Origin of the sequence: Ketobacter sp. GenoA1 (assembly GCF_003671475.1) — a bacterium.
Taxonomy (GTDB): domain Bacteria; phylum Pseudomonadota; class Gammaproteobacteria; order Pseudomonadales; family Ketobacteraceae; genus Ketobacter.
In genome coordinates this window covers 58,312-81,604 of the sequence record NZ_RCHM01000009.1, presented here as the reverse complement: position 1 = coordinate 81,604, position 23,293 = coordinate 58,312, and the positions used below count along the sequence as shown (strand labels likewise).

The window sequence follows — 23,293 nt, the reverse complement described above, 5'->3', positions numbered from 1 at the left end:
CAAACGGGCCGATTCCGCGTACTAACGTTGTTGTCCCATTGCCTGCCTTCAACCATATTTATTCTTGTTGACGCAGATATACAGAGAGTACTGTTTCAGTTTAAACACCGGATGACTGGGTAATGCGTGACCGGTATCGCAAACTGACTATTCACAGAAAAGAGAATACCCACACTGTGAATCAGTCCAAACTTCCGGCCAGGTAGGACGTGCCAAACTTTACATACTGACAAGAACGCAGCCGGGCAAATAGGGTGCCACCGCCCCTTGCCATGCATTTTGGAATAAAAAAATGAATAGTTATGTCCTGAATTCCGGGTTCAAGGTGAACCTGAAACGAGCCCGCATCCGCACCCTGCTCCTGTTGCTCTTGGGGGGCAACCTGTTGCTCAGTGGCTGCGGCAGCGACGATAAGTTGCCGGGGGGCACCAATCCGGGGGATCAGGATCCATTGTCTCAGGGTACGCCTCTGTTTTTTATTGAGCGACGCATTACATCGGCCGCCGATGAGCTGAGCGACCCGATACGCTTTATCGGCGGCGGCCGGTTGATCAAGAAGGCCCGCGCCACTTTGAATGCCCCGGAGGAAGATCTGGGCAGACGCATCTGCTCCGGCAACTGTGATTTCCGGGATCTGGATGTGTCCTACGACGGCCTCTATCTGGTGTTTTCCGTGCGCCGGGAAGATCCCGATGAGGATGACAACGTTGAATACACCTGGGATCTGTACGAATACAATATCGAAAACGACACCTTTCGCGCGCTCATCAGCAATGACGACACCTCCAAGGTCAATCACGAAATCACCCCCCGCTACCTGCCCAGCGGCGACATTGTCTTTGCCTCCACCCGGCAAAAGAAAACCCGCGAAATCAACCTCGAAACCAGCGGATTCGGCTCCTACTCCGGCCTGGAGGAAAGCCGCCAGCAACGGGCTCTCAACCTGCACGTTATGTCCGCCGATGGCCAGAACATCCGCCAGATCACCTTCAACATGAGCCACGATGCCTATCCGGCGGTGTTACCCGACGGCAGCATAATGTACACCCGCTGGGATAATTTTGGCCGTAATGCCATGAACCTGTATCAGGTTAATCCCGATGGCACCAACAATCGCATCGTCTACGGCATGCACAGCCATGACACCGGCAGTGGCGGATCGGACTTTCAGTTTATCAAATCCAATGTCCTGCCCGACGGTGACCTGTTCGTGCTGGCACGGCCCATGGGCAGCGATTATTACGGTGGCGACTTCATCACCATCGACTATGAGAATTACATCGACAATACCCAGCCCACTGCCCTCACCAATGGCAGCGGTCCGGCCCAGAGCAGCATCACCGACACCAACGTGGACACCAACAGCACCTACTCCACCGGCGGTTACTACGCCGACTTTCATCCACTGTGGGACAACACCAATCGCGCCCTGGCCAGCTGGAGCCTGTGCCGCGTGGCCAACGGTGAGCTGATTCTGCCCTGTAACAGCAGCACCATGAACGCCTCCGGCGCCACTCCGGCCACCCCCGCCTACGGTATCTGGATGCTGAATTACAATGAAAACACGCAGACCCCAATCATTGCCGGCCGCACCGGGATAGTGATCACGGATATTGCCCTGGGGTACAGGCGCACCTCTCCCAGCCGCTTTTTTGATGATCAGGATTACGCGGCCAACAACTGCCTGTTGCCCAATTACAAGCTGGACAGCACCACCCAGGTGGACCTGTGCCAGAACCAGGAAGGGGTGCTGCATATCCGCAATGTGTACGAAACCGATGGGGCCCTGCTCTTTGCCGGCACCGACATGAGCGCCACCTACAGCGCGCAGGCCAACCCCTCCACCACCAGCGCCGACAACCGCATTGCGCGCTTTTTGCGGGTCATCAAAGGGGTACCCGAAGCCGACCGCGACATTCGCCAACCGGATAACGAGGCAATCGGCCGAGCCGGCGCCCAACGCATGAAAGAGATCCTGGGCTACGCCCCGATTGAGCCCGACGGCTCGGTGAAGGTACGTGTTCCGGCCAACGTACCCCTGATGATCAGCATTACCGACGACGGCGGCAAGCGACTCACGGCCCGCCATCAGAACTGGATCAGCGTGCGCCCCGGTGAGGTCCTGGAATGCAAAGGCTGCCACACCCGCAACAGTGAAGAACCCCATGGCCGCTTCAATGCCCAGCCGGACAGCACCAATGCAGGGCAATTCAACGGCTTCGCCTACACCGGCGCCACCAATGAGATTGTGGCCAACGTCAACGGCGCCAATGGGGACGGCCTCAACCCCACCATGGCGGAATCGAAGTTCGCCTATATCGAATCGGTGCTCACCACCGCCGACGAGATGCTGAAGCTGAACCGGGATCCGCGTTTTACCTTCACCTGGCTGGATAACGACCCCATGGCCGACATCACCCCGGCCGACCTGGAGCTGGAAAGCAGCACCCCGGAACGGCTGGCCGATGCCCCCTGGTACGCCAATATCGAAGCCTTTGCCAACGATGACGACTTGCTGCCCATCAACGCCTTCTGCAACAGTTGGAACTATCGCTGCCGTATCCGCATCAATTACCCCGACCATATCCAGCCCCTGTGGGAATATGCCCGCACCAACCTGGCCACCGATGGCCAGCCCGCGGTCTGCACCCGTTGCCACTCCCGCACCGACGACCTGGCTCAACCCATGGTGCCGGCAGGCCAGCTGGAATTGACCAGTGAATTGGACAATTCCAATAACAACCGCATCCGCATACGCTCCTATCTGGACCTGTTCTATGCCGACGTAGCACAGGTGGATGACGGCATGGGCAACGTAGAGGACTGCACAGTGGATACACCACTCTTCGATGACGACGGCGAACCGGTGTTAGATGAAAACGGTATTCAGGTGGTAGAAACCGATTTCTGCCCTGCCACCGAAGGCCCCTATGTATCCCCCAACGGCGCCCTGGCCAGCAGCCGCTTTTTTAACCTGTTCGGCACCGGCGGCAGCCACGAAGACTATCTACACCCTGCGGAACTGCGCCTGATCGCCGAGTGGCTGGACATTGGCGGACAATACTATAACGACCTGGGTGAGGCGCCGGAAGCCAACTGATAAAGCCATTGCGGTGGGTAGCTGCACCCACCGCAATGCTATAGAATGGCCACAAAACAAGACCTTATCTCAATCCAACAAAAAAGAAGGCGCCCGACTTACTCCATGACTGTCCGGATTCTGTTAAGCATTATAATCCTCTGTTGCGCGGGCATTGGACACGTTCAGGCCACAGAATACCCATCGGTTAAGGTCGCCGAGCCCTACCTTGACCTGCATACCGGACCCGGCCGCGGCTACCCGGTAACCCAGATTGTGGAACGGGGTGACTGGGTGGAAGTCATGGTGCGCCGTACCGACTGGATCAAGGTTCGCAACCGCAAGGGCTTTGAGGGCTGGGCACACCAGGACGACATGGCCAAAACCCTGGACCCTGACGGCGAACCCACCGCCATTCGTACCGTTGGCGAAGGCGACTTTATACACCGTCGCTGGGAGGCCGGATTCAAAGTGGGCACCTTTGCCGGCGCCCGCACCAGTGATGCCTACCTGGGCTACTATTTCACCGACAATCTGTCCCTTGAAGCCACCCTGGGGGAAGCCTTCGGTACCAGCGTGGATTTTCAGTTTCTCAACCTGAGCCTGACACACCAACCCTGGCCCCAGTGGCGCTATTCTCCCTACATCACTCTGGGTGGCGGCGCCAAACAAACCAGTTACGCCAGCACCGAAGTGCAGTTGAGCAGCCGTACCGATCAGACCCTGCACGCGGGCCTGGGTTTACGGGTTTATCTGGCGCGCCAATTGATGGCCCGCTTTGAGTATCGCAATACCGTGATACTCACAGACCAAGAACAAAACGAAGAGAGTGACGAATGGACAATCGGTTTATCCGCCTTTTTCTGAGCGCCCTGATTCTGACCCTGGGCGCCACCACCGCCAGCCATGCGGAAGAAAGCATTCTGCAGGAGCCGCCGGTCATTGATCCCAACGTGGTGCGCCTGGGTCTGAAGGACGCCGATATCGACGATGAGAATTTTGAGGTGGGCTTGTTTCTGGGCTATATGAGCGTGGAACATTTCGGTACCCATGAACTGTATGGTGTCCGTGGCGCCTGGCACGTCAATGAGGATCTGTTCTTCGAAGCCAACTACGGCATGACCACCGTGGGGGACACACCCGCCGAATACGTCAGTGGTGAGATCACCCTCGCCACCGACGATAACCGGGATTTCACCTACTACAATCTATCCATGGGCTTCAATCTGCTGCCGGGAGAAGTGTTCATCACCCGCGATTGGGCCTTCAACACCTCCATTTACGTGCTGGCCGGCGGCGGCACGGTGGATTTCTTTGGCGAGAAGGAATTTGCCCTCAACCTGGGTATGGGGCTGCGGCTGATTGCCACCGATGCGCTGGCGGTGCACGTCACCTTCCAGGACATCATGACCGACAAATTAAAAGAACTGAGCGATGGCAGCGATGGTTCTGCACACAACATGCAGTACACCACCAGCCTGACGTATTTTTTCTAAACCGGGGGCTCCATTCATTGTATGAGGCATACCGCTATGACGAAACCTGACCTGATCCGCCTGCTGGCAGCCGTGCTGTTGCTGCCCGGCCTGCTGCTGGGCAGTAACCTGTACGCCAAATCCGAGCCGCTGCAAGGGCCGGCACCGGATTTCACACTGCCCCTGGCCGGCAAAAAGAAACTCAAGCTTTCCCAACTGCAGGGCAATGTGGTGATGATCAACTTCTGGGCTTCCTGGTGCGGCCCCTGCCGCGAGGAAATGCCGCTCATTGAAGAGCTGTTTCAGAAGTACAAGAAACTGGGCTTTATTGTGTATGGGGTCAATGTGGATGCCAATCCGCAGGATGCCCAGGCGCTGTTGAAAGAAACCGGCGTGAGCTTTCCGGTTGGGTACGATACCAAGAACCGGGTCAGCCAGTTGTACAACGTGGATTCCATGCCCAGCACCGTGATGGTGGACCGCAAAGGCAACATGCGCTTCCTGCACCGGGGCTATAAGCCCGGTTACGAAAAAGATTACGAAAAACAGATCCGACAACTGATTCGCGAATAAAAGTGTTGATTGAATATGCCTTCATTGCACAGCAATAAATGGTTTCAAGCGCTGCCTCTGGGAGGCCTGCTTCTGCTGCTGGCCCTCGGTGGCTGCAGCCCGATTCAGCCCTGGGTAAAACCCTATGAGCGCAACAATCTGGCGGACCCCATCATGCAGTTCAGTATGGACCCGGTGGAATCCGGTTACATGCACCATGTCTATCAGGCGCGGGAAGCGGCCCGTGGCGCGGAAGGTGGCGGCGGAGGCGGCTGTGGTTGCAACTAATCCCCTTGCCTGCCTGCTACTGGCCCTGATCAGCGGCAGCCTGTGGGCTGCGGTCCTGCCCGCCGATCGCGCGGATGTGATGTACCACAGTTACGATGGCGGTGGTGTTAAAATCGACGGCCCGGCGGTACTGGTGCGCAAAAGTGTTACCGATGATGTTTCCGTCAGCGCGCAATACTACGTGGATGAAATATCCGGCGCCTCCATTGATGTTCAGGTCAACGCCAGCGAGTACGCCGAAGAACGCACCCAATACGACATCGGTGCCGACTACCTGCTCAACAAAACCATAATCTCCGTGGGCTACTCCAACAGCTCCGAGAACGATTATGAAGCCGATACCTACTCCCTGGGCATCAGCCAGGATTTCTTTGGCGATCTCAGCACCCTGAGCCTGAGTTACGCCATCGGCAACGATACCGTTGGCAAAAGCACTGACCCCACCTTTGAGGAAGACAAGCGCACCCAGTCCTACCAGTTCAGCTGGACTCAGGTGATGACGAAAAACCTGCTGATGAATTTCATCTACCATGCCATTACCGACGAAGGCTACCTCAACAACCCCTATCGTACTTACCGCTATGTGGATGGCAGTGGCGCCAGCTACCTCACCGAGAAATATCCGGAGACCCGTACCAGCCATGCGTTTGCCGTACGCGGCCGCTACTACATGCCCTACCGGGCCGCCTTTGGCTTTGAGTACCGCCGCTTCAACGACACCTGGGGTATCAATGCCTATAACATGGACCTGGGCTATACGCATCCTATCAATGATCACTGGATCATTGACGTTCACTATCGTTACTACTCTCAGAATGAAGCCGACTTCTACTCGGACCTGTTCCCGACCGCCGACTTCCAGAATTACATGGCACGGGATAAAGAGCTCAGCACCTATACCAACAACACCATCGGCTTTAAGGTATCCTACGAAATCGACACCGGCTGGAGCCATGACTGGCTGGAAAAGGCATCAGTGAGCCTGGCCTGGGACATGATGAGCCTGGAGTACGAGAACTTCCGGGATGCCCGCCAAACCAATCGCACCCCCGGCACGGAATCCCTATACAGTTTAGACGCCGATGTAATTCGTTTCTTCATATCCGCCTGGTTCTAAATACCGATCCGATATAACGGGGCAGTTTTCTGCCCCGTAGCCTGACAGTTAGTTTCCCACGTCATACACTTAACGGAATTGAGAATTTTCGCTTCACACGGGCAAAGCAGGACGCATTGCTGCAGGCAGGTATTTATGGACAAAACCATCCTTCTCTGTGACAGAGATAGCCAACTCCAGGACATCTACAGTGATGCCTTACAAGGCGAGCCCATCCAGGTCATCGGCTGTACCGATCCCGATAAAGTACGAACCCTGGCCCTCAATCTCAGGCCGGATCTGGTTCTGCTGAACGCAGGCTTCGACAACAACGGCTACAAAATCTGCAAGTTACTCAAACAGAACCGCCTTACCCTGATGCTGCCGGTTCTGATGCTGAGCGATGCCCCCAATGTGGAACAACGCCAACGGGCCATGGAAGCCGGGGCCATCGACCTGATTCAACGCATCAGCTCTCCCTTTTTCACACGGGAACGCATTGTCGGCGTTCTCAACGAAAGCCAACGATTTGCTATGGCCAACCGTATGTCTGAATATCAGTATCAAGTTCTGGTGGCTGAAGACAGCCCCTCCCTGCAACAATTTTATCTGGCGGTGCTTACCGAATTGAACTGCAACGTCACCCTTTGTGATAACGGTCGCGCCGCCTGGCAGCAACTGAAAGGGGATCACGAATTCGACCTCATCATCACCGACCTGTTTATGCCGGTGATGGACGGGAAAGAGCTGTGCAACCTGGTTCGCTCCCACCATGAGTTCGACCAGACCCCCATCATCGTTATTACCACCGAACAGGAAAAGCCGGTGCTGTACGACCTGCTCAACCTGGGGGTCAGTGATTTTATTCAAAAGCCGTTCCGGGAAATGGAATTGCGCAGCCGGGTACAGGCTCACCTGCGCAATCGTATCCTGGTACAGGAACAATTCCGCCTGAATCAGGAATTGATTGAAATCAGCGCCCTGCTGGAAGATAAAATCGCCGAACGCACCCGGGAAATATTCGACACCAACATCGAAACCATCTACAAACTGGCCACCGCCTGTGACCTCAAGGACGTGGACACCGCCAACCACATTGCCCGGGTCAAGGATTATGTGGAGGCCTTCTCCCTGCACCTGGGTATTGATCAACGCACCGCACAGGAATACGGCTATTCCAGCATGATGCACGACGTGGGCAAGCTGGGCATACCGGACTCCATACTGCGCAAACCGGGCCCCCTCAATGATGCCGAGTGGGAAATCATGCGCACCCACCCCGTCAAGGGCAAGGCCCTGCTGGGTAAGCGCCCGTTCTACCAGCACGCCTGTGATATCGCCGTCGCCCATCATGAGCGCTTTGACGGCACCGGCTACCCCTATGGCATCACCGGCAAGGATATTCCGTTGAGTGCCCGTATCGTCGCCATCGTCGATATCTATGATGCCCTGACCAGTCGCCGCCCGTACAAAGAGCCCTGGCCGGTGACCGAAGCCTACCAGGAGCTGAACACCCTGGCGGGCCACCACCTGGATCCCTACCTGGTCACTGAGTTCCTCAAACTGGGTCAAACCGGTGCGTTGCAACGCATCAGTGAACAGTACGCAGAGGCGTCCTGATGGCAATCTGTTTACCGGTGACCACATAGCCGTGACAGGGGATTAGCGGTATAATCCCGCCTTCGACACCCACAGTATGTAAACAAGGTTACCTTATCCATGGATGTAACAGCCTATATGACCCAGGTGGGTCAACAGGCCCGTGCCGCGTCGCGTGAAATGGCCAAGGCCAACACCGGCGTGAAGAATGCCGCGCTGATGGCCATCGCTGCCGCCATCGAGTCCCAGCGCCCGGCGTTGGCAGAAGCCAATCGGATCGATCTTGAAAACGGCCGCGCCAATGGGCTTGAGCCCGCCATGCTGGATCGACTGGAGCTGACACCGGCACGCATCGACGGCATGATTGAGGGGCTCCATCAGGTGGCTGCCCTGCCCGATCCGGTGGGCGCCATCAGCGACATGAATTACCGCCCCAGCGGCATCCAGGTAGGCAAAATGCGCGTCCCCCTGGGCGTTATCGGCATAATCTACGAATCCCGCCCCAACGTTACCGTTGAGGCCGCCAGCCTGTGCCTGAAATCAGGCAACGCCACCATCCTCCGTGGCGGCTCCGAAGCCATCAACAGCAATCAGGCCATAGCCCGTTGCATCGCGGACGGCCTGGAAGCAGCCGGCTTACCCCACAACGCGGTACAGATTGTGGAAACCACGGATCGCGCCGCCGTGGGCGAACTGATCACCATGCCGGATTACGTGGATGTGATCGTGCCCCGTGGTGGCAAAGGCCTGATCGAGCGCATCAGCAACGACGCGCGGGTACCCGTCATCAAACACCTGGACGGCATTTGTCACGTTTACATTGATATCGAGGCAGACCCCGACAAAGCCATCAATATTGCCCTGAACGCCAAAACCCACCGCTATGGCGTGTGCAATGCCATGGAGACCCTGCTGGTTCATGATCAGATTGCGGATCTGATCCTGCCGAAGCTGGCGGCATTGTATGCCGAAAAGGGCGTGGAGTTACGTGGCTGTGCCAAGACCCAGAGCATCATCAGTTGTGTTGCAGCCAGCGAAGACGACTGGTCAACAGAGTATCTGGCGCCCATCCTGGCCATCCGCGTGGTGGACAATATCGACGCCGCCATTGACCACATCAATACCTACAGCTCCCAGCACACCGAAAGCATCGTCACGGAAAATTACACCCTGGCCCGGCGCTTTCTCACCGAGGTGGATTCCAGCTCGGTAATGGTCAACGCCTCCACCCGTTTTGCCGATGGCTTTGAATACGGTCTGGGCGCTGAGATCGGCATTTCCACGGATAAGATCCATGCCCGCGGCCCGGTGGGCCTGGAAGGGCTCACCTCGCAAAAATATATAGTGTTGGGCGATGGTCATATCCGCAACTAACGCCACCGGCGTTCTGGGCGGCACGTTCGACCCGATTCACACCGGCCACCTGCGGCTGGCCTGGGAAGCAAAATCCCGCTTGGGCCTGGATTTCGTGCGCCTGGTACCCTGCCACGTACCCACCCATCGCGAATCGCCCGATACCAACGCCAAACACCGGCTCACCATGGCCGAGCTGGCCTGCATCGGGGTGCCGGGCTTTGAGGTGGATAACTGGGAAATCACCCGCAACGAACCCTCCTACAGCATCAGCACGCTGCTGCATGTACGGGAACAGATTGGCGAGCAGGCACCACTGGTGTTCATCATGGGAATGGACGCGTTCAACCAGTTCAGCAGCTGGCATGAATGGCAAACCATTCTCAAGATTGCTCATCTCTGGGTTGCCCACCGTCCCGGCAACCGCCTGCCGGAGGACGACACCACCGAGCACCAGTTGCTGCAACAGCTGCAAAGCCCGGCGGACGCATTAAAACATTGCCCATCGGGCAAGATTCACGTGCATGAAACCACGGCGCTGGATATATCCGCCACCAAACTACGCCAACAGATCGCGGAAGGCATTACCCCACGTTTTCTGTTACCGGACGCGGTCTGGGCCTATATTCAACAAAACACACTTTACGGCTACAGGAACGATAACCAACCCAATGACTGATCTGCAGACATTAAAAGACATCGTCATCGATGCTTTGGAAGACATCAAAGCCAAAGACATCGTGACCCTGGATGTCAAACCCCTCACCAGCGTGGCGGACCTGATGATTGTGGCCAGCGGCACGTCCAACCGCCATGTCAAATCCATTGCCGACAATGTGCGGGAAAAAGTCAAACACAACGGTCTCCAGCCACTGGGGGTGGAAGGCGAAGAAGCCGCCGAGTGGGTACTGGTGGATCTGGGCGACATCATCGTGCACATCATGCTGCCGGACACCCGCCGTTTTTACGACCTGGAAAAACTCTGGAGCATGTCTCCGGAACAGCAGGAATGATTTACCGCTCACCATGCGCGTTCGCCTGATCGCCGTGGGCACCAAAATGCCCGCCTGGGTTAACCAGGGCTACGAAGAATACAGCAAGCGCCTGAACCAGGACCTGACCCTGGAGCTGGTGGAGATCGCGGCCGGAAAACGGGGCAAGAATGCCGACGTGGAACGCATCACCCACAAAGAAGGCGAGCAAATGCTGGCGGCGGTTCATCCCCAGGATCACATCATCACTCTGGACGTTCCCGGCAAGCGGCTTTCCACTGACCAACTGGCCAAGCGTCTGGGGCAACTGCTGCAGGGCGGCCAACACGTCTCCATTTTGATCGGCGGGCCGGAAGGATTGGCCCCCCAATGCAAGCAAAAAGCCCGGGAAAGCTGGTCTTTGTCGGATCTGACGCTGCCTCATCCTCTGGTTCGTGTTTTAATTGCGGAACAAATGTATCGTGCGTGGTCTATTTTAAAAGGCCATCCCTATCACCGATAAGCGTTTCTACCACCAGATCAGAGGCACCCGGCGCGCAGCATGCCAAAACCCATTACCCTGAAAGATCACTACCGCGAAACCCGAGTGTTTGCCCGCCGAGCGGTGGTCTCCATTTTTGTGGTGATCTTGCTGATCCTGGCGCTCATATCCCGCATGGTGTACCTGCAGATACTGCAGTTCGAAAAATACTCCAGCCTGTCCGATGAAAACCGGGTCAGCATCGAGCCCGTTGCCCCCACCCGTGGCCTGATTGTGGATCGCAACGGCCATCTGCTGGCTGACAACCGCCCCAGCTACTCGGTCAGCATCACCAAGGAGTTGTGCCCGGATATTGAGGACACCCTGCTGAAGCTCTCGCGCCTGATCGAAATGACCGACAGCCGGCTGGATGATTTCCGCAAACGGCTGGCCCAGCGCCGGCGCCCGTTCACCCCGGTGGCGGTGAAGTTCAAACTCAGCGAAAAAGAGATTGCCCTGATTGCCGTCAACCAGCATCTGCTGCCGGGTGTGAGCCTGGGGGCCAACCTGGTGCGACATTACCCCCAGGCGGAAGCCCTGTCCCACGCCATCGGCTATGTAGGGCGCATCAACGAGGCCGAACTGCAAAAGCTCGATGCCACCAATTACAGCGCCACCGAACACATCGGTAAAACCGGGGTGGAAGCCTTCTATGAAGATCGCCTGCACGGCCAGGTCGGTTTTCAGACCATTGAGACCGATGCCCGCGGCCGCATCACCAAGGTGCTGGAACGCACCGACCCCACCCCCGGGGATAACCTGCAACTGTTTATGGATCTGAACACCCAGCTGGCGGCCGTTGACGCTCTGCAGGGCCGGCGCGGTGCGGTGGTGGCTATTGAGCCGCAAACCGGAGGCATTCTGGCACTGGTCAGCGTACCGGGATTCAATTCCAACCTGTTTGTCACCGGAATTGATTATGCCTCCTACGATGCCCTGCAGAACTCGCGGGCGCGCCCGCTCTTCAACCGGGCATTGCAGGGCCGTTATCCACCCGGCTCCACCATCAAACCCATTGTTGGCCTGGGCGGCATCGAAACCGGCGCCACCACCTGGGATTATTCCATCTACGATCCCGGGTTCTACAAGCTGGAAAACGATGCCCGCTTTTACCGCGACTGGAAAAAGTGGGGCCACGGTGTAGTCAACCTGCACGACGCCATCGTCCAGTCCTGTGACACCTATTTCTACGAGCTGGCCTTTAATATGGGCATCGATGACATCCATGATTTTATGGCGCCCTTTGGTTTCGGCAAGCGCACTAACGTGGACCTGATCAACGAAAGCAAAGGGCTGCTGCCATCGCGCTTCTGGAAGAAAGCCACCCGCAATATGCCCTGGTTCCCGGGGGAGACACTGATTACCGGCATCGGGCAGGGCTACATGCTGGCCACGCCACTGCAGCTGGCCCTCTCCACCGCCATCCTGGCCAACAAAGGGGAAAAAGTGCAGCCGCGCATGGTCAAAGCCATTGGTGGCCTGCCACTGCCCACGCCGGACGTAGGTGACCCCATCACCTTGAAGAACCCCGACAACTGGGATCGCATCATCGAAGCCATGCGCGATGTGGTGCACAGCGCCAAGGGTACGGCACGGGGAATCTCCAAGGATCTGCCCGGCTACGACCTGGCGGGCAAAACCGGTACGGCACAGGTACTGGGGATCAAACAGGATGAAGAGTACGATGCCGACAAGATCGCCGAATGGCACCGGGACCACGCGCTGTTCGTGGGCTTTGCTCCGGTGAACAACCCCAAAATCGCCATCGCGGTGCTGGTGGAAAACGGCGGTGGCGGCGGTTCCACGGCGGCCCCGGTTGCCCGGCAGGTATTGGATGCCTATTTTGAATCCCTGCAACAGGATGCCGATGTCCCAACCACAAGGGCGGTGCAAGCACCATGAGTCGATACGATTTCCAGCATCAACTGGGCAGCAGCCACTCACCGGTGACCCGCCGCATCAGCCTGATGCAGGCCATTCACCTGGATGCACCCTTAATGGGTGGGCTGTTGGTTTTGGTCTGTGTGGGCCTGTTTGTGCTCTACAGCGCCAGCGGACAGAGCATGGATACCCTGATGCGACAACTGGTGCGCATCACCGCCGGCTTTGCCGCCATGATGGTGATGGCGTTCATTTCACCCCGCACCTACAAACGCTGGACACCCTGGCTGTTCGGCATCGGCCTGATCCTGCTGGTGGGCGTACTGGTCACCGGCACCCAGGCCAAAGGGGCGCAACGCTGGCTGGCCATCCCCGGCACCGGGGTTCGCTTCCAGCCTTCTGAAATCATGAAAGTGATTGTACCCATGATGCTGGCCTGGTACCTGGCGGAACGGGCGCTGCCACCGGGCTGGCGCCCCGTGCTGCTGTCTGCTGTATTGATTATGGTACCCACCGTGCTCATTGCCAGGCAGCCGGACCTGGGCACCTCGCTGTTGATCGCCAGCTCCGGATTCATTGTGCTGTTCCTGTCTGGCCTCAACTGGAAGTACATTGCCGGGCTGACCGCTGCCGCCGTACCCGCCGGAGCCGGTATCTGGATGGTGATGCACGATTACCAACGCCAGCGGGTACTGACCTTTCTGGATCCGGAACGGGATCGCTGGGGTGCCGGCTGGAACATCACCCAATCCAAAACCGCCATCGGCTCCGGCGGCTGGGAAGGCAAGGGTTGGCTGCACGGCACCCAGGCGCACCTGGACTTCCTGCCGGAAAGCTCCACGGATTTTATCATTGCCGTACTGGCGGAAGAGTTCGGCCTGCTGGGCGTCTGCGCCCTGTTGATGATCTATTTCGCCATCGTGGCCCGCGGCATGTACATCGCCATGAATGCCCAGGACACCTATTCGCGCCTGCTGGCGGGCTCCATCACCTTAACCTTCTTTGTGTATGTGTTCGTCAACATCGGCATGGTCAGCGGCATTCTGCCGGTGGTGGGTGTGCCCCTGCCCATGGTTTCCTATGGCGGCACCTCCATCGTGACACTGATGGCCAGCTTCGGTATCTTGATGTCGATCCATACCCATCGCAAACTGGTCTCCACCTGAGCACAAAACCGACTCAACATTGCACCGACACACGTGACAGGACACTGATGTATTCATTCAAATCCAAACCCAAATCACCTCTGACCGTACTCAAACTGTGCTGCCTGGGCCTGTTTTTCCTGTGTCAGGGCCTCTACGCTGACAGCCGGGGCTACCTTGATCATCCCAAGGCACAGCAGTTCGTGGCAGAAATCCGGCAGGAAGAAAGTTACCCGGCAGACAAGCTCACCACTTTGCTGGCCAGCGCTGAAAAAAACCAGTCCATTCTCGACGCCATTGCCCGCCCGGCGGAAAAAACCAAAACCTGGGCCGAATATCGCCCCATTTTTCTGACTCAGGATCGCATCGATCAGGGGATCCGCTTTTACCGGGAACACCAAGCAACCTTCATCCGTGCCGAACAGGAATTCGGGGTTTCCCGTTATGTGATACTGGCCATCATCGGCGTGGAAACCCGTTACGGCAAACACAAAGGCAATTACCGGGTGGTGGATGCCCTCGCCACGCTGGCGTTTGACTACCCTCCCCGCAGCCCGTTCTTTCGCAGTGAACTGAAGCATTTCTTGCAATTGGAACAAGAAGCCGGCATCGACCTGATGAACGCCCGGGGCTCCTACGCCGGCGCCATGGGTTACGGCCAGTTTATCTCCAGCAGCTATCGGCATTATGCGGTGGATTTCGACGGCGATGGTCACCGGGACCTGATCAACAACCCGGTGGACGCCATCGGCAGCGTGGCCAACTACTTCAAACAACACGGTTGGCAAGCTGGCGCCCCGGTGGCCAGCCTGGCCCGCTACCTGGGGGACAACACCGGCGCTGAGCAACTGCAAGCGGTGTTACACAGAGGGCCGAAACCACAAAAGCCGAACTTGACTATACTGGAGATCAAACAGGCCGGCCTGATTGCCGATGCCGGTGACGACACCCACTACCGGGACAGCGACAAAGCCAACGCCATGGCGTTTGCAGGGGCCGAGGGTGAAGAATTCTGGATTGGTTTGCAGAATTTCTATGTGATCACCCGCTACAATCACAGCCCACTGTACGCCATGGCCGTATACCAACTGAGTGAAGAGCTGAAAAGACGATTGTCATCATGAAACCACTGCTGCGCCACCTGCCCCTGCTGACCATGATTACGCTGCTGGCCGCCTGCAGCACCCACCGCCCTTTCACGCCGGGCCCGTTCGAGGAACAGGACAGCGCGCCGTCCGGGGTCCGCGACTGGGCCAGTATTCCCGACGCCAAACCCAAGTGGGAACCCCGCGCCCGCTATGGCAATCACTCCCCGTATGAGGTGTTCGGTAAAACCTACTTTGTTCTGCAATCGGCCGAAGGCTACCAGGAAACCGGCATCGGCAGTTGGTATGGTAAAAAATTCTCCGGCCGCCCCACCTCCAGCCAGGAACCTTACGATCCCTATGCCATGACCGCGGCCCATAAATCCCTGCCCATTCCCAGCTATGTGCGGGTCACCAATCTGGAGAACAATAAGCAGATCATCGTCCGAGTGAACGATCGCGGCCCGTTTCATGATGGCCGTATTATTGACCTGTCCTATGCGGCAGCCCACAAGATCGGGTATGCCAACAAGGGCACCGCCCGGGTCAGGGTTGAGGCCATCCCGGTCAGCTCCACGCCATCGCCCAACGCCGCCAATCCGGCCGCCGGCACCGCAATCCCCTATCGGGATGTTGAAGACACCGGTACCCGTGAAAACTACTACATTCAGGTGGGAGCCTACCGCGAGTTGAGCACCGCCAAATCCATGCAGCAACAGTTGATCGCCGTGACCAATGCTCCAGTTGGTATCCACTCGTCCCCGGAGCGCGGCACCAGCGGCGTACACCGGGTACGTATTGGCCCTTTTGTGTCTGAGCAGGCAGCCCAGCAGGTACAGAACCAACTGCAAGACACGGTGTCAGACCCCTTATTGATCAGGCGTTAGACTGGCGGCTGTGTTACCATCCGCTGAGCCTGAATTTACCTTCGTTTAGACCAAAACAACCCGTTTAAGATTGCAAAACACGTAACTATGACTCTTATACCTACTCGTTTCAGCGGGCTTTGCGCCCTGTTCACCGCCCTGTTTCTATCCGCCCAGTTGTGGGCCGCCACCCCCATGATTCCGGCGCCGCCCACCCTGGCAGCGAAATCCTGGTTGCTGATGGACGCCAAAACCGGCTACATCATTACGGAATACAACGCCGATCAACGGCTGGCACCGGCCAGTCTGACCAAAATGATGACCACCTACATTGCCTCCGAGCAACTGGCCACCGGCAACATCGGCTACGACGATATGGTGCGCATCAGTGAGAAAGCCTGGCGCAAAGGCGGCTCCAAAATGTACATTCGGGAGGGCACCGAGGTAAAACTGGAAGATCTGCTGCGCGGTGTCATCATTCAATCCGGTAATGACGCCAGCATCGCCGTTGCCGAATACATCGCCGGCAGTGAAGACGCCTTCGCTGACCTGATGAACCAAACCGCCTACAGCCTGGGCATGAACAACAGCAACTTCGTCAACGCCACCGGCTGGCCCGCCGAAAATCACTACACCACAGCACGGGATCTGTCGTTACTGGCCCGCGCCACCATCAACGATCACCCGGAAGACTACGCCATCTATTCGGAGAAGGAATTCACCTACAACAATATCCGCCAACCCAACCGCAATTCCCTGCTGTGGCAGGACGATTCGGTGGACGGCATCAAAACCGGCCACACCGATGAAGCGGGCTACTGCCTGGTGGCCTCCGCCGTAAAAGACGACATGCGCCTGATTTCAGTGGTAATGGGTACCCGTTCGGAGAAAGACCGGGCGGCGGAGAGCCAGAAGCTGATCACCTATGGTTTCCGCTTCTACGAAACCGTGAAAAGCTACGACGCCAAACAGGAATTGCTGGCCTCCGAGATCTGGAAAGGGGACAGCAACAGCATCAAGTTGGGCACCGAAGAGGCCATCTGGCTCACCATCCCCCGCGGTACCGCAGACGACATCACCGCAGACATTGAAGTGCCCGAGCTGCTGATGGCCCCCATTGCGGCCGGTGAAAAAATCGGCACCATTCAACTGACCCTGAACGGCGACACCGTGGCCACCAAGCCCTTGATTGCCCTGGAAAGTGTGGAAGAAGGCGGCCTGTTCAAACGCCTGTGGCACTGGCTGGTACTGATGATCAAGGGCCTGTTCAGCTAGCGCCCTGTTCCCAAACCAAGGGACCACCTAGTTTTATTAGGCCCCAGTTGCCCCCATATTCATTCACCGGCGGGTGGGCCCTGGCATAGCCTGCCCCCCGCCGCTGGATTACAATACCTCTTATCCATTGCCAGCGGATTTATTTACGGTTTTATTTACATAGGTACAAACAATGGGCATTCAGGAACACCTGTGGGAATTTCCCTGTGTTCACCAATTGAAAATCATGGGCTTATCCAGTCACCCCATGGTGGATATCGTGGCGGAAATCGTCGGCCGCCACGCGCCGGACTTTGACCGCGACAGCATTGCCTGCAAGGCCAGCAGCAGTGGCAAATACACCTCCGTTACCGTGGCGGTGCGCTTCACCCACAAAGAACAGGTGGAAGCCGTGTTTCTGGAGCTGCATGAACGTGAAGAAGTGGCCATGACCCTGTAATCATGGTTGATGCAAGCGACACGGTCATGGTGCGGGATTTGGGCCTGGTGGAATACACCCGGACCTGGCATGCCATGCAGACCTTTACCGAGCAGCGCAGCGAGCAAACCCCGGACGAGATCTGGTTGCTGCAGCACCCGCGGGTGTTTACCCAGGGGCAGGCCGGCAAGGCGGAGCACGTACTGGCTCCCGGCGACATTCCGGTGATTCAGGTGGACCGCGGCGGACAGGTCACCTACCACGGCCCCGGCCAACTGGTGGGGTACCTGATGATCGATCTTCGACGCCGCAACCTGGGGGCCCGGGATCTGGTAAGCCGCATTGAAAACGCCCTCGTGGCCACCCTGGATGAACTGGACATCCCCGCCGCCCCCCGGGCCGATGCACCGGGGGTGTACACCGATGACAAGAAGATTGCCTCCCTGGGGCTGCGCATTCGTAAAGGCTGCTCTTTTCATGGGCTGGCACTCAATATCGATATGGATCTGGAGCCTTTTCAACGCATTAACCCCTGTGGCTACCAGGGTATGCAGATGACCCAGGTCAGCGCCTACCGGGCACAGGCGGATTTCGCTCACATCCGCTCACGATTGGCCCACCATTTACTGGACCAGCTGGGATATACTAGCGGTCACAACGTAACAGGATTAGATGCAGCAGTATGAGTCAGCACACTCCCGGAGATGCCTCCGACGCCCCCCGCAATACCGTCACCCCGCGCAAGAAAGTCGTCCAGGGCGAAAAACTGCGCGGCGCTGACAAAGTGGCCCGCATACCGGTGAAGGTCATCCCCACCACCGACCTGCCCCGCAAGCCGGACTGGATACGGGTGCGCGTGCCCGCCAATGGCGAAGTGCAACGCATCAAGAACCTGTTACGTCAACAAAAGCTCTACACCGTGTGCGAGGAAGCCTCCTGCCCCAACCTGCCGGAATGCTTCGGTGGCGGCACCGCCACCTTCATGATCATGGGCGACATCTGCACCCGGCGCTGTCCGTTTTGCGACGTGGCCCACGGCCGCCCCAACCCGCTGGACCCGGATGAACCCGCCAACCTGGCGGATTCGGTGGCGGCACTGAATCTGAAATACGTGGTGGTGACATCCGTGGACCGGGACGACCTGCGCGATGGCGGCGCCGGCCATTTCGGCCATTGCATTCGTGCCGTGCGCACACGTTCCCCCGGCACCAAAATTGAAGTGCTGGTACCGGATTTCCGTGGCCGCATGGACATTGCCCTGGACCTGCTGGCGGCCGATCCTCCGGATGTCTTCAACCATAACCTGGAAAATGTGCCCCGCCTGTACAAGGCCATTCGCCCAGGCTCGGATTATCAGTGGTCACTGGATCTGCTCAAACGCTACAAGGAGCGCATGCCCCATGTTGCCACCAAGTCCGGCTTAATGGTGGGGCTGGGTGAAACCAACGAGGAAGTCATGGCGGCGATGCGCGATCTGCGGGCCCACCAGGTGGACATGATCACCATTGGCCAGTACCTGCAACCCAGCAAGCAGCATGCGCCGGTGGATCGTTTTGTCCACCCGGATGAGTTTGAACAGTTCCGTCACTTCGGCGAAGAGCTGGGTTTCGTCAATGTGGCCAGTGGGCCCATGGTGCGCTCTTCCTATCACGCCGACCTGCAACACAAAGGCGAAGACGTCAACGCCGTGCATAAAGCCAGCCTGAATCATACCGACGCTCACTGACCCGGGAACCGCTGCCCCATGGAAACGGCCTTTGCCCCGCTGGCCCAGTGGCTGGGGGAACATCAGGACTGGATACTGATCGCCATCGCCGTTATGGCGTTTCTCGAATCACTGGCGGTGGTGGGCATCGTGGTCCCCGGCGTGGCGCTGTTGTTTGCCGCCGGTACCGCCGCCGGCAGCACCGATATTGATGTCATTTGGGTATTGCTGGCCGCATTCTGCGGCGCGGTGGCCGGCGATGGTCTCAGCTTCCTGCTGGGCTATCACTACCATGCCTTTATCCGCCGAATACCGCCCTTCAAAACCCATCCCCAGTGGATTGATAAAGGGGAGCAGTTTTTCGCCCGCTATGGCTTGATGGGAATCGTCATCGGTCGTTTTGTCGGCCCCATCCGCCCGGTGATGCCTCTGGTGGCCGGCTTTATGCAGATGCGGCCGGTGAATTTTTTCAGCGTCAACATGCTCAGTGCCATCGCCTGGGCGCCATTCTACCTGATGCCCGGTTACCTGGTGGGGGCCAGCCTGGAGGGGACAAACGCGCTCTCCGGCCGCCACCTGCTGTTCCTCAGCATCATGATCGTCGGCGGCTGGCTGCTGGCCCAGTTGCTGTGGTGGACCCATGACCATATCCGGCAGCGACGCAACAAACTGCTGCTGGCCATGGTGACCGGTAGCGCCTGCCTGGCACTGTTCATCAGTTTGAGCCTGGTGATGCAGTTGGACCAGGTAACCGACCTCAACCAGCGCTTCAGCCACTGGGCCCTGAGCCTGCGTCACCGCTGGCTGGACGATTTCTTTATTGTACTGACCCAGCTGGGCTACCGTGCCCCCATGACCCTGTGGGGTGTACTGGTGACACTGGCCCTGTTGCTGCAGCGCAACACCTACGCCGCCACCCTGTGGGTGGGCACCCTGCTGCTGGGGCAAACCCTGCTGGTGGGCCTGAAACAATGGATCGCCTGGCCCCGCCCCAATCTGGTGGCGATGCCACCGGAATCCTGGGCCTTCCCCAGCGGCCACACCACCATGGGCCTGGTGTTCCTGGGCACCCTGACCATCCTCTGCCTGCCCGGGGTGCCGGGGCCGCGCCAAAAAGCCATTCTCAGTGCCGTATGCATTCTGGCCACCACCATTGCCGCAGCACGGCTTTACCTCACCGTACACTGGCCCACGGATATCCTGGGCGGCCTGCTGCTGGGCGGGATGATCCTGGCCTGCCTGCACACCCTGGTCCTGCAGCGCCCGTTCCGCACTGTTCGGCCATGGCCACTGATCGCGGCCACCCTGGCCGCCTGGGTGATCAGCCTGTTCACCTGGGTCGTGCCCCATTACGGAGATATTGTTCACCGTTACCTCCCCTTAAGCCTGAGCTAAACCATGGAAAACAAACGCAAAGGGCTGCTGTTTCTGCACAGCGCCATCCTTATTTTCGGCGGCACTGCCCTGTTCGCCAAACTGATCGCTTTACCCGCCGCCGACATTACGGTCTGGCGCAGCTTTGTGGCGGTGGCGGTGATTCTGATCCTGCTGTTGCTGCGCCGGCGGCCACTGGGTCTGCAGCGGCCACTGGATGCCGCGATCATGATGATTGGCGGGGCTCTGCTGGGCCTGCACTGGGCCACTTATTTTCAGGCCATGCAGGTGGCGGGCATCGCCGTGGGCATGGTGGCCATGTATACCTATCCCATTATGATTGTGTTTCTGGAACCGCTGTTCAAAGGGCATCGCCCCCAGCTGGGGGACGTCATCTGCGCCCTGGTAATGTTGTTCGGTATCGTACTGCTGGTGCCGGAATTCGATCTGGCCAACAACGTCACCCAAGGGGTCTGCTGGGGGATTCTGTCCGCTGCCCTGTTCGCCCTGCGCAACGTCATCCAGGGCCATTATCTGCGAGGCTACAGCGGTGAAACCAGTATTCTGTACCAAGGCATCATTGCCGGCGTCGTGGTGATCCCGTTTGTGACCAGCAACCCCCTGCAGATCGACGGCGAAAGCCTGTTCAAGCTCATCCTGCTGGGGGCTCTGTTTACCGCCCTGCCCCACAGCTTTTTTGCCAACAGCCTGCGCTACCTGAAAGCCAAAACCGTAGGCCTGATCGGTTGCCTGCAACCGGTGTACGGAGCAACCCTGGCCTATCTGGTGCTGGCAGAAGAACCGGGGTGGACCACCATTATGGGGGGCACCATCATCATCGGCACCGCCGCGTTTGAAACCTACCGCGCCTGACGCCTGGCCCCTGCTTACCCCTGCCCCTGATAGAATCATTCATGTCTTGTGTTTGTAACTTTTTGTATATATCATGGCGCCACTCCCTCGGATCAGCCTGTACCGATACTATCCATAGAAAGCGTGCAACTGATGTGAGGGAGACCAATTCACCCCTTTGCACACCAGACCCAATCGCCCAAGACACCTACCTCCACCGGGCCGCCATAAATCTGCCGCGCTTTGTCAACAGTTTCGCCAAAGCCCTTGATGCTGTTACATAAATCAACATGAAATGGCAGTGAACTGCTTTGCATTTTTTGTAACTTGAGGATTACAATCCATAAAATTAAGCTACTAAACAATCCATTTACTTTTATCTATTGGGAATAGCCACACGCGCCTATGGCAGTCCGCACACAAAAACTGATCACGGATGATCTGCACGTCGGCATGTTCGTCTCGGGCATCGATCGCCCGTGGCGGGAAACGCCATTCCCGATCCAGGGTTTTCACATAGAAAACCGCGCCCAGCTGGAAAAAATCCAGAGCCTCTGTAAATGGGTCTACGTGGACGTGCAGAAGTCCCGCACCCTGAGCACCGTTGCTCCGGCCCAGGATTTCAGTTTTGTCTCCCATTACTTCGAAGAGAAACAACGCAAGAATGGCCGGGAGCTACTGAATCTGCGCATTCGCTCCATGCAGAACCAGGCCCCTTACAAGCGACTCACCAATCTCAATACCGAAATGCGCCAGGCACGCAGAGTACATAAACGTATCCGCGACCGAATCAAACGCACTCTGCGGGCATTGACCGGTGAGGGGCGCCTCAGTATTGAAGATCTGCGGGATGTCTCCAACGAACTGGTGAACAGCGTCATTCGCAACCCGGACGCCTTCGCCTACCTGTCACGCATTGATTCCCACAGCGAAGACGTCCTCAACTACAGCATTCGCGTTGCCTCCTGGGCAGTACTGACCGGCCGCCACCTGGATCTGACCCGGGAAGCCATGTCGGATCTGGCCCTGGCGTCACTGCTGTGCAAGATCGGCTACACCACCATTCCCCAGGAAATCCTGCGGGTAAGGGGCACGCCCACTCCGCACATGAATGAGATGCTGAAGTGGTCCCTGGTGAAGGGCGTGAAACTGCTGCGCACCAGTGATCACTTCAGCAGCCGGGTTGTTAAGCTGGTGTCCCACCACCTTGAGCGTTATGACGGCAGCGGCTTTCCCCGCGGTGTGTCCGGCCGCCATATCCCGTTCATGTCCCAGGTCATCGGGCTGGCGGATTATTACGAAAACCTGGTGAGCTACGATTTCCGTGATGAGCCCCTGTCGTCGGCAGACGCCGTACGGGAACTGTTCAGCCAGCGTGACGTATTGTTCGATGCCGCCCTGGTGGAGGAATTTATCCAGGCCATCGGCTTGTACCCCACCGGCTCCGTGGTCACGCTCAACGATGAGCGACTGGCCGTGGTGATCGGGCAAAACAAGGCCCGGCTGAAACCCAAATTACTGATTCTGGAAGATCAACGGAAGCCCTGGCAGATATTCAAACGTCGCATCGTGGATCTGGCCAACGCCACCGGGGAGGATTTTATTGTGGCCAGCCAACCGGCACTGCCCCCTGACAGCGAGCACCGTAACCGGCATTATTTCCGGCATGCCACCTCGTTCTGATTAGCTGCCTGTTGCCTGCCCGGTTTCCTGTATGATAAACAACACCCGTTCCATC

At 57.8% G+C, this 23,293-nt stretch carries 22 protein-coding genes; all 22 read left to right on the top strand.

Annotated elements, in window-relative coordinates:
* Positions 1-292: 292 nt before the first annotated feature.
* Positions 293-3,100, top strand: coding sequence for a hypothetical protein (locus tag D9N13_RS01775; protein ID WP_290585132.1), 2,808 nt, complete (start codon positions 293-295; stop codon positions 3,098-3,100).
* A 105-nt stretch (positions 3,101-3,205) separates the two neighbouring features.
* A complete protein-coding gene (locus D9N13_RS01770; RefSeq protein WP_290585131.1) occupies positions 3,206-3,946 on the top strand; it encodes an outer membrane beta-barrel protein in 741 nt (246 codons plus the stop codon).
* Complete coding sequence (locus D9N13_RS01765; protein WP_290585129.1) at positions 3,916-4,575, top strand: outer membrane beta-barrel domain-containing protein; 660 nt, start codon at positions 3,916-3,918, stop codon at positions 4,573-4,575. The genes D9N13_RS01770 and D9N13_RS01765 overlap by 31 nt, the downstream gene beginning before the upstream one ends.
* Positions 4,576-4,611: 36 nt before the next feature.
* Entirely contained in the window at positions 4,612-5,127 is a 516-nt protein-coding gene (locus D9N13_RS01760) for a TlpA family protein disulfide reductase (RefSeq protein ID WP_290585126.1), read from the top strand.
* Positions 5,128-5,142: 15 nt separating this feature from the next.
* Positions 5,143-5,394: a DUF4266 domain-containing protein gene (locus tag D9N13_RS01755; protein WP_290585124.1), complete on the top strand. Its 252-nt coding sequence runs from the start codon at positions 5,143-5,145 to the stop codon at positions 5,392-5,394.
* The gene (locus D9N13_RS01750; RefSeq protein WP_290585122.1) at positions 5,381-6,511 is read left to right on the top strand and encodes a DUF3570 domain-containing protein; all 1,131 of its coding nucleotides are present in this window, start codon (positions 5,381-5,383) and stop codon (positions 6,509-6,511) included. Before D9N13_RS01755 ends, D9N13_RS01750 begins: the two co-directional genes overlap by 14 nt.
* A 135-nt stretch (positions 6,512-6,646) precedes the next feature.
* Positions 6,647-8,110 (top strand): HD domain-containing protein, encoded by a 1,464-nt coding sequence (locus D9N13_RS01745; protein WP_290585120.1) that lies wholly within the window; start codon positions 6,647-6,649, stop codon positions 8,108-8,110.
* 99 nt (positions 8,111-8,209) lie between these two features.
* Positions 8,210-9,463, top strand: a complete 1,254-nt coding sequence (locus tag D9N13_RS01740; RefSeq protein ID WP_290585118.1) for a glutamate-5-semialdehyde dehydrogenase — start codon at positions 8,210-8,212, stop codon at positions 9,461-9,463.
* On the top strand, positions 9,444-10,121 hold the full coding sequence (nadD, locus tag D9N13_RS01735; RefSeq protein WP_290585115.1) for a nicotinate-nucleotide adenylyltransferase: 678 nt from the start codon (positions 9,444-9,446) through the stop codon (positions 10,119-10,121). Before D9N13_RS01740 ends, nadD begins: the two co-directional genes overlap by 20 nt.
* A 1-nt stretch (position 10,122) precedes the next feature.
* The gene (rsfS, locus tag D9N13_RS01730) at positions 10,123-10,455 is read left to right on the top strand and encodes a ribosome silencing factor (RefSeq protein ID WP_317622452.1); all 333 of its coding nucleotides are present in this window, start codon (positions 10,123-10,125) and stop codon (positions 10,453-10,455) included.
* Between the two features lie 13 nt (positions 10,456-10,468).
* Positions 10,469-10,936: a 23S rRNA (pseudouridine(1915)-N(3))-methyltransferase RlmH gene (gene rlmH / locus D9N13_RS01725; RefSeq protein ID WP_290585110.1), complete on the top strand. Its 468-nt coding sequence runs from the start codon at positions 10,469-10,471 to the stop codon at positions 10,934-10,936.
* 39 nt (positions 10,937-10,975) lie between these two features.
* Positions 10,976-12,856 (top strand): penicillin-binding protein 2, encoded by a 1,881-nt coding sequence (mrdA, locus tag D9N13_RS01720; RefSeq protein WP_290585108.1) that lies wholly within the window; start codon positions 10,976-10,978, stop codon positions 12,854-12,856.
* Complete coding sequence (rodA, locus tag D9N13_RS01715; RefSeq protein WP_290585107.1) at positions 12,853-14,001, top strand: rod shape-determining protein RodA; 1,149 nt, start codon at positions 12,853-12,855, stop codon at positions 13,999-14,001. The genes mrdA and rodA overlap by 4 nt, the downstream gene beginning before the upstream one ends.
* 47 nt (positions 14,002-14,048) lie before the next feature.
* A complete protein-coding gene (gene mltB / locus D9N13_RS01710; protein ID WP_290585105.1) occupies positions 14,049-15,104 on the top strand; it encodes a lytic murein transglycosylase B in 1,056 nt (351 codons plus the stop codon).
* Positions 15,101-15,952 (top strand): septal ring lytic transglycosylase RlpA family protein, encoded by an 852-nt coding sequence (locus tag D9N13_RS01705; protein ID WP_290585103.1) that lies wholly within the window; start codon positions 15,101-15,103, stop codon positions 15,950-15,952. Before mltB ends, D9N13_RS01705 begins: the two co-directional genes overlap by 4 nt.
* 87 nt (positions 15,953-16,039) lie before the next feature.
* Positions 16,040-17,206: a D-alanyl-D-alanine carboxypeptidase family protein gene (locus D9N13_RS01700; protein ID WP_290585101.1), complete on the top strand. Its 1,167-nt coding sequence runs from the start codon at positions 16,040-16,042 to the stop codon at positions 17,204-17,206.
* Positions 17,207-17,378: 172 nt separating this feature from the next.
* Entirely contained in the window at positions 17,379-17,645 is a 267-nt protein-coding gene (locus tag D9N13_RS01695; protein WP_290585100.1) for a YbeD family protein, read from the top strand.
* Positions 17,646-17,647: 2 nt separating this feature from the next.
* Positions 17,648-18,310 carry a lipoyl(octanoyl) transferase LipB gene (lipB, locus tag D9N13_RS01690; protein ID WP_290585097.1) on the top strand — a complete coding sequence of 221 codons (663 nt, stop codon included), beginning with the start codon at positions 17,648-17,650 and terminating at the stop codon, positions 18,308-18,310.
* Positions 18,307-19,350, top strand: a complete 1,044-nt coding sequence (gene lipA / locus D9N13_RS01685) for a lipoyl synthase (protein ID WP_290585095.1) — start codon at positions 18,307-18,309, stop codon at positions 19,348-19,350. Before lipB ends, lipA begins: the two co-directional genes overlap by 4 nt.
* An 18-nt stretch (positions 19,351-19,368) precedes the next feature.
* On the top strand, positions 19,369-20,724 hold the full coding sequence (locus tag D9N13_RS01680; protein WP_290585093.1) for a bifunctional DedA family/phosphatase PAP2 family protein: 1,356 nt from the start codon (positions 19,369-19,371) through the stop codon (positions 20,722-20,724).
* Between the two features lie 3 nt (positions 20,725-20,727).
* Positions 20,728-21,576, top strand: coding sequence for a DMT family transporter (locus D9N13_RS01675; protein WP_290585091.1), 849 nt, complete (start codon positions 20,728-20,730; stop codon positions 21,574-21,576).
* Between the two features lie 384 nt (positions 21,577-21,960).
* Positions 21,961-23,238: an HD-GYP domain-containing protein gene (locus tag D9N13_RS01670; protein ID WP_290585089.1), complete on the top strand. Its 1,278-nt coding sequence runs from the start codon at positions 21,961-21,963 to the stop codon at positions 23,236-23,238.
* The last annotated feature ends 55 nt before the right edge of the window (positions 23,239-23,293 follow it).

What these genes read in the sequence shown, in the direction of transcription:
- D9N13_RS01775 (WP_290585132.1), top strand. Translation starts at nt 293, where the DNA reads ATGAATAGTTATGTCCTGAATTCCGGGTTCAAGGTGAACCTGAAACGA.
- D9N13_RS01770 (WP_290585131.1), top strand. Translation starts at nt 3,206, where the DNA reads ATGACTGTCCGGATTCTGTTAAGCATTATAATCCTCTGTTGCGCGGGC.
- D9N13_RS01765 (WP_290585129.1), top strand. Translation starts at nt 3,916, where the DNA reads ATGGACAATCGGTTTATCCGCCTTTTTCTGAGCGCCCTGATTCTGACC.
- D9N13_RS01760 (WP_290585126.1), top strand. Translation starts at nt 4,612, where the DNA reads ATGACGAAACCTGACCTGATCCGCCTGCTGGCAGCCGTGCTGTTGCTG.
- D9N13_RS01755 (WP_290585124.1), top strand. Translation starts at nt 5,143, where the DNA reads ATGCCTTCATTGCACAGCAATAAATGGTTTCAAGCGCTGCCTCTGGGA.
- D9N13_RS01745 (WP_290585120.1), top strand. Translation starts at nt 6,647, where the DNA reads ATGGACAAAACCATCCTTCTCTGTGACAGAGATAGCCAACTCCAGGAC.
- D9N13_RS01740 (WP_290585118.1), top strand. Translation starts at nt 8,210, where the DNA reads ATGGATGTAACAGCCTATATGACCCAGGTGGGTCAACAGGCCCGTGCC.
- nadD (WP_290585115.1), top strand. Translation starts at nt 9,444, where the DNA reads ATGGTCATATCCGCAACTAACGCCACCGGCGTTCTGGGCGGCACGTTC.
- rlmH (WP_290585110.1), top strand. Translation starts at nt 10,469, where the DNA reads ATGCGCGTTCGCCTGATCGCCGTGGGCACCAAAATGCCCGCCTGGGTT.
- mrdA (WP_290585108.1), top strand. Translation starts at nt 10,976, where the DNA reads ATGCCAAAACCCATTACCCTGAAAGATCACTACCGCGAAACCCGAGTG.
- rodA (WP_290585107.1), top strand. Translation starts at nt 12,853, where the DNA reads ATGAGTCGATACGATTTCCAGCATCAACTGGGCAGCAGCCACTCACCG.
- mltB (WP_290585105.1), top strand. Translation starts at nt 14,049, where the DNA reads ATGTATTCATTCAAATCCAAACCCAAATCACCTCTGACCGTACTCAAA.
- D9N13_RS01705 (WP_290585103.1), top strand. Translation starts at nt 15,101, where the DNA reads ATGAAACCACTGCTGCGCCACCTGCCCCTGCTGACCATGATTACGCTG.
- D9N13_RS01700 (WP_290585101.1), top strand. Translation starts at nt 16,040, where the DNA reads ATGACTCTTATACCTACTCGTTTCAGCGGGCTTTGCGCCCTGTTCACC.
- D9N13_RS01695 (WP_290585100.1), top strand. Translation starts at nt 17,379, where the DNA reads ATGGGCATTCAGGAACACCTGTGGGAATTTCCCTGTGTTCACCAATTG.
- lipB (WP_290585097.1), top strand. Translation starts at nt 17,648, where the DNA reads ATGGTTGATGCAAGCGACACGGTCATGGTGCGGGATTTGGGCCTGGTG.
- lipA (WP_290585095.1), top strand. Translation starts at nt 18,307, where the DNA reads ATGAGTCAGCACACTCCCGGAGATGCCTCCGACGCCCCCCGCAATACC.
- D9N13_RS01680 (WP_290585093.1), top strand. Translation starts at nt 19,369, where the DNA reads ATGGAAACGGCCTTTGCCCCGCTGGCCCAGTGGCTGGGGGAACATCAG.
- D9N13_RS01675 (WP_290585091.1), top strand. Translation starts at nt 20,728, where the DNA reads ATGGAAAACAAACGCAAAGGGCTGCTGTTTCTGCACAGCGCCATCCTT.
- D9N13_RS01670 (WP_290585089.1), top strand. Translation starts at nt 21,961, where the DNA reads ATGGCAGTCCGCACACAAAAACTGATCACGGATGATCTGCACGTCGGC.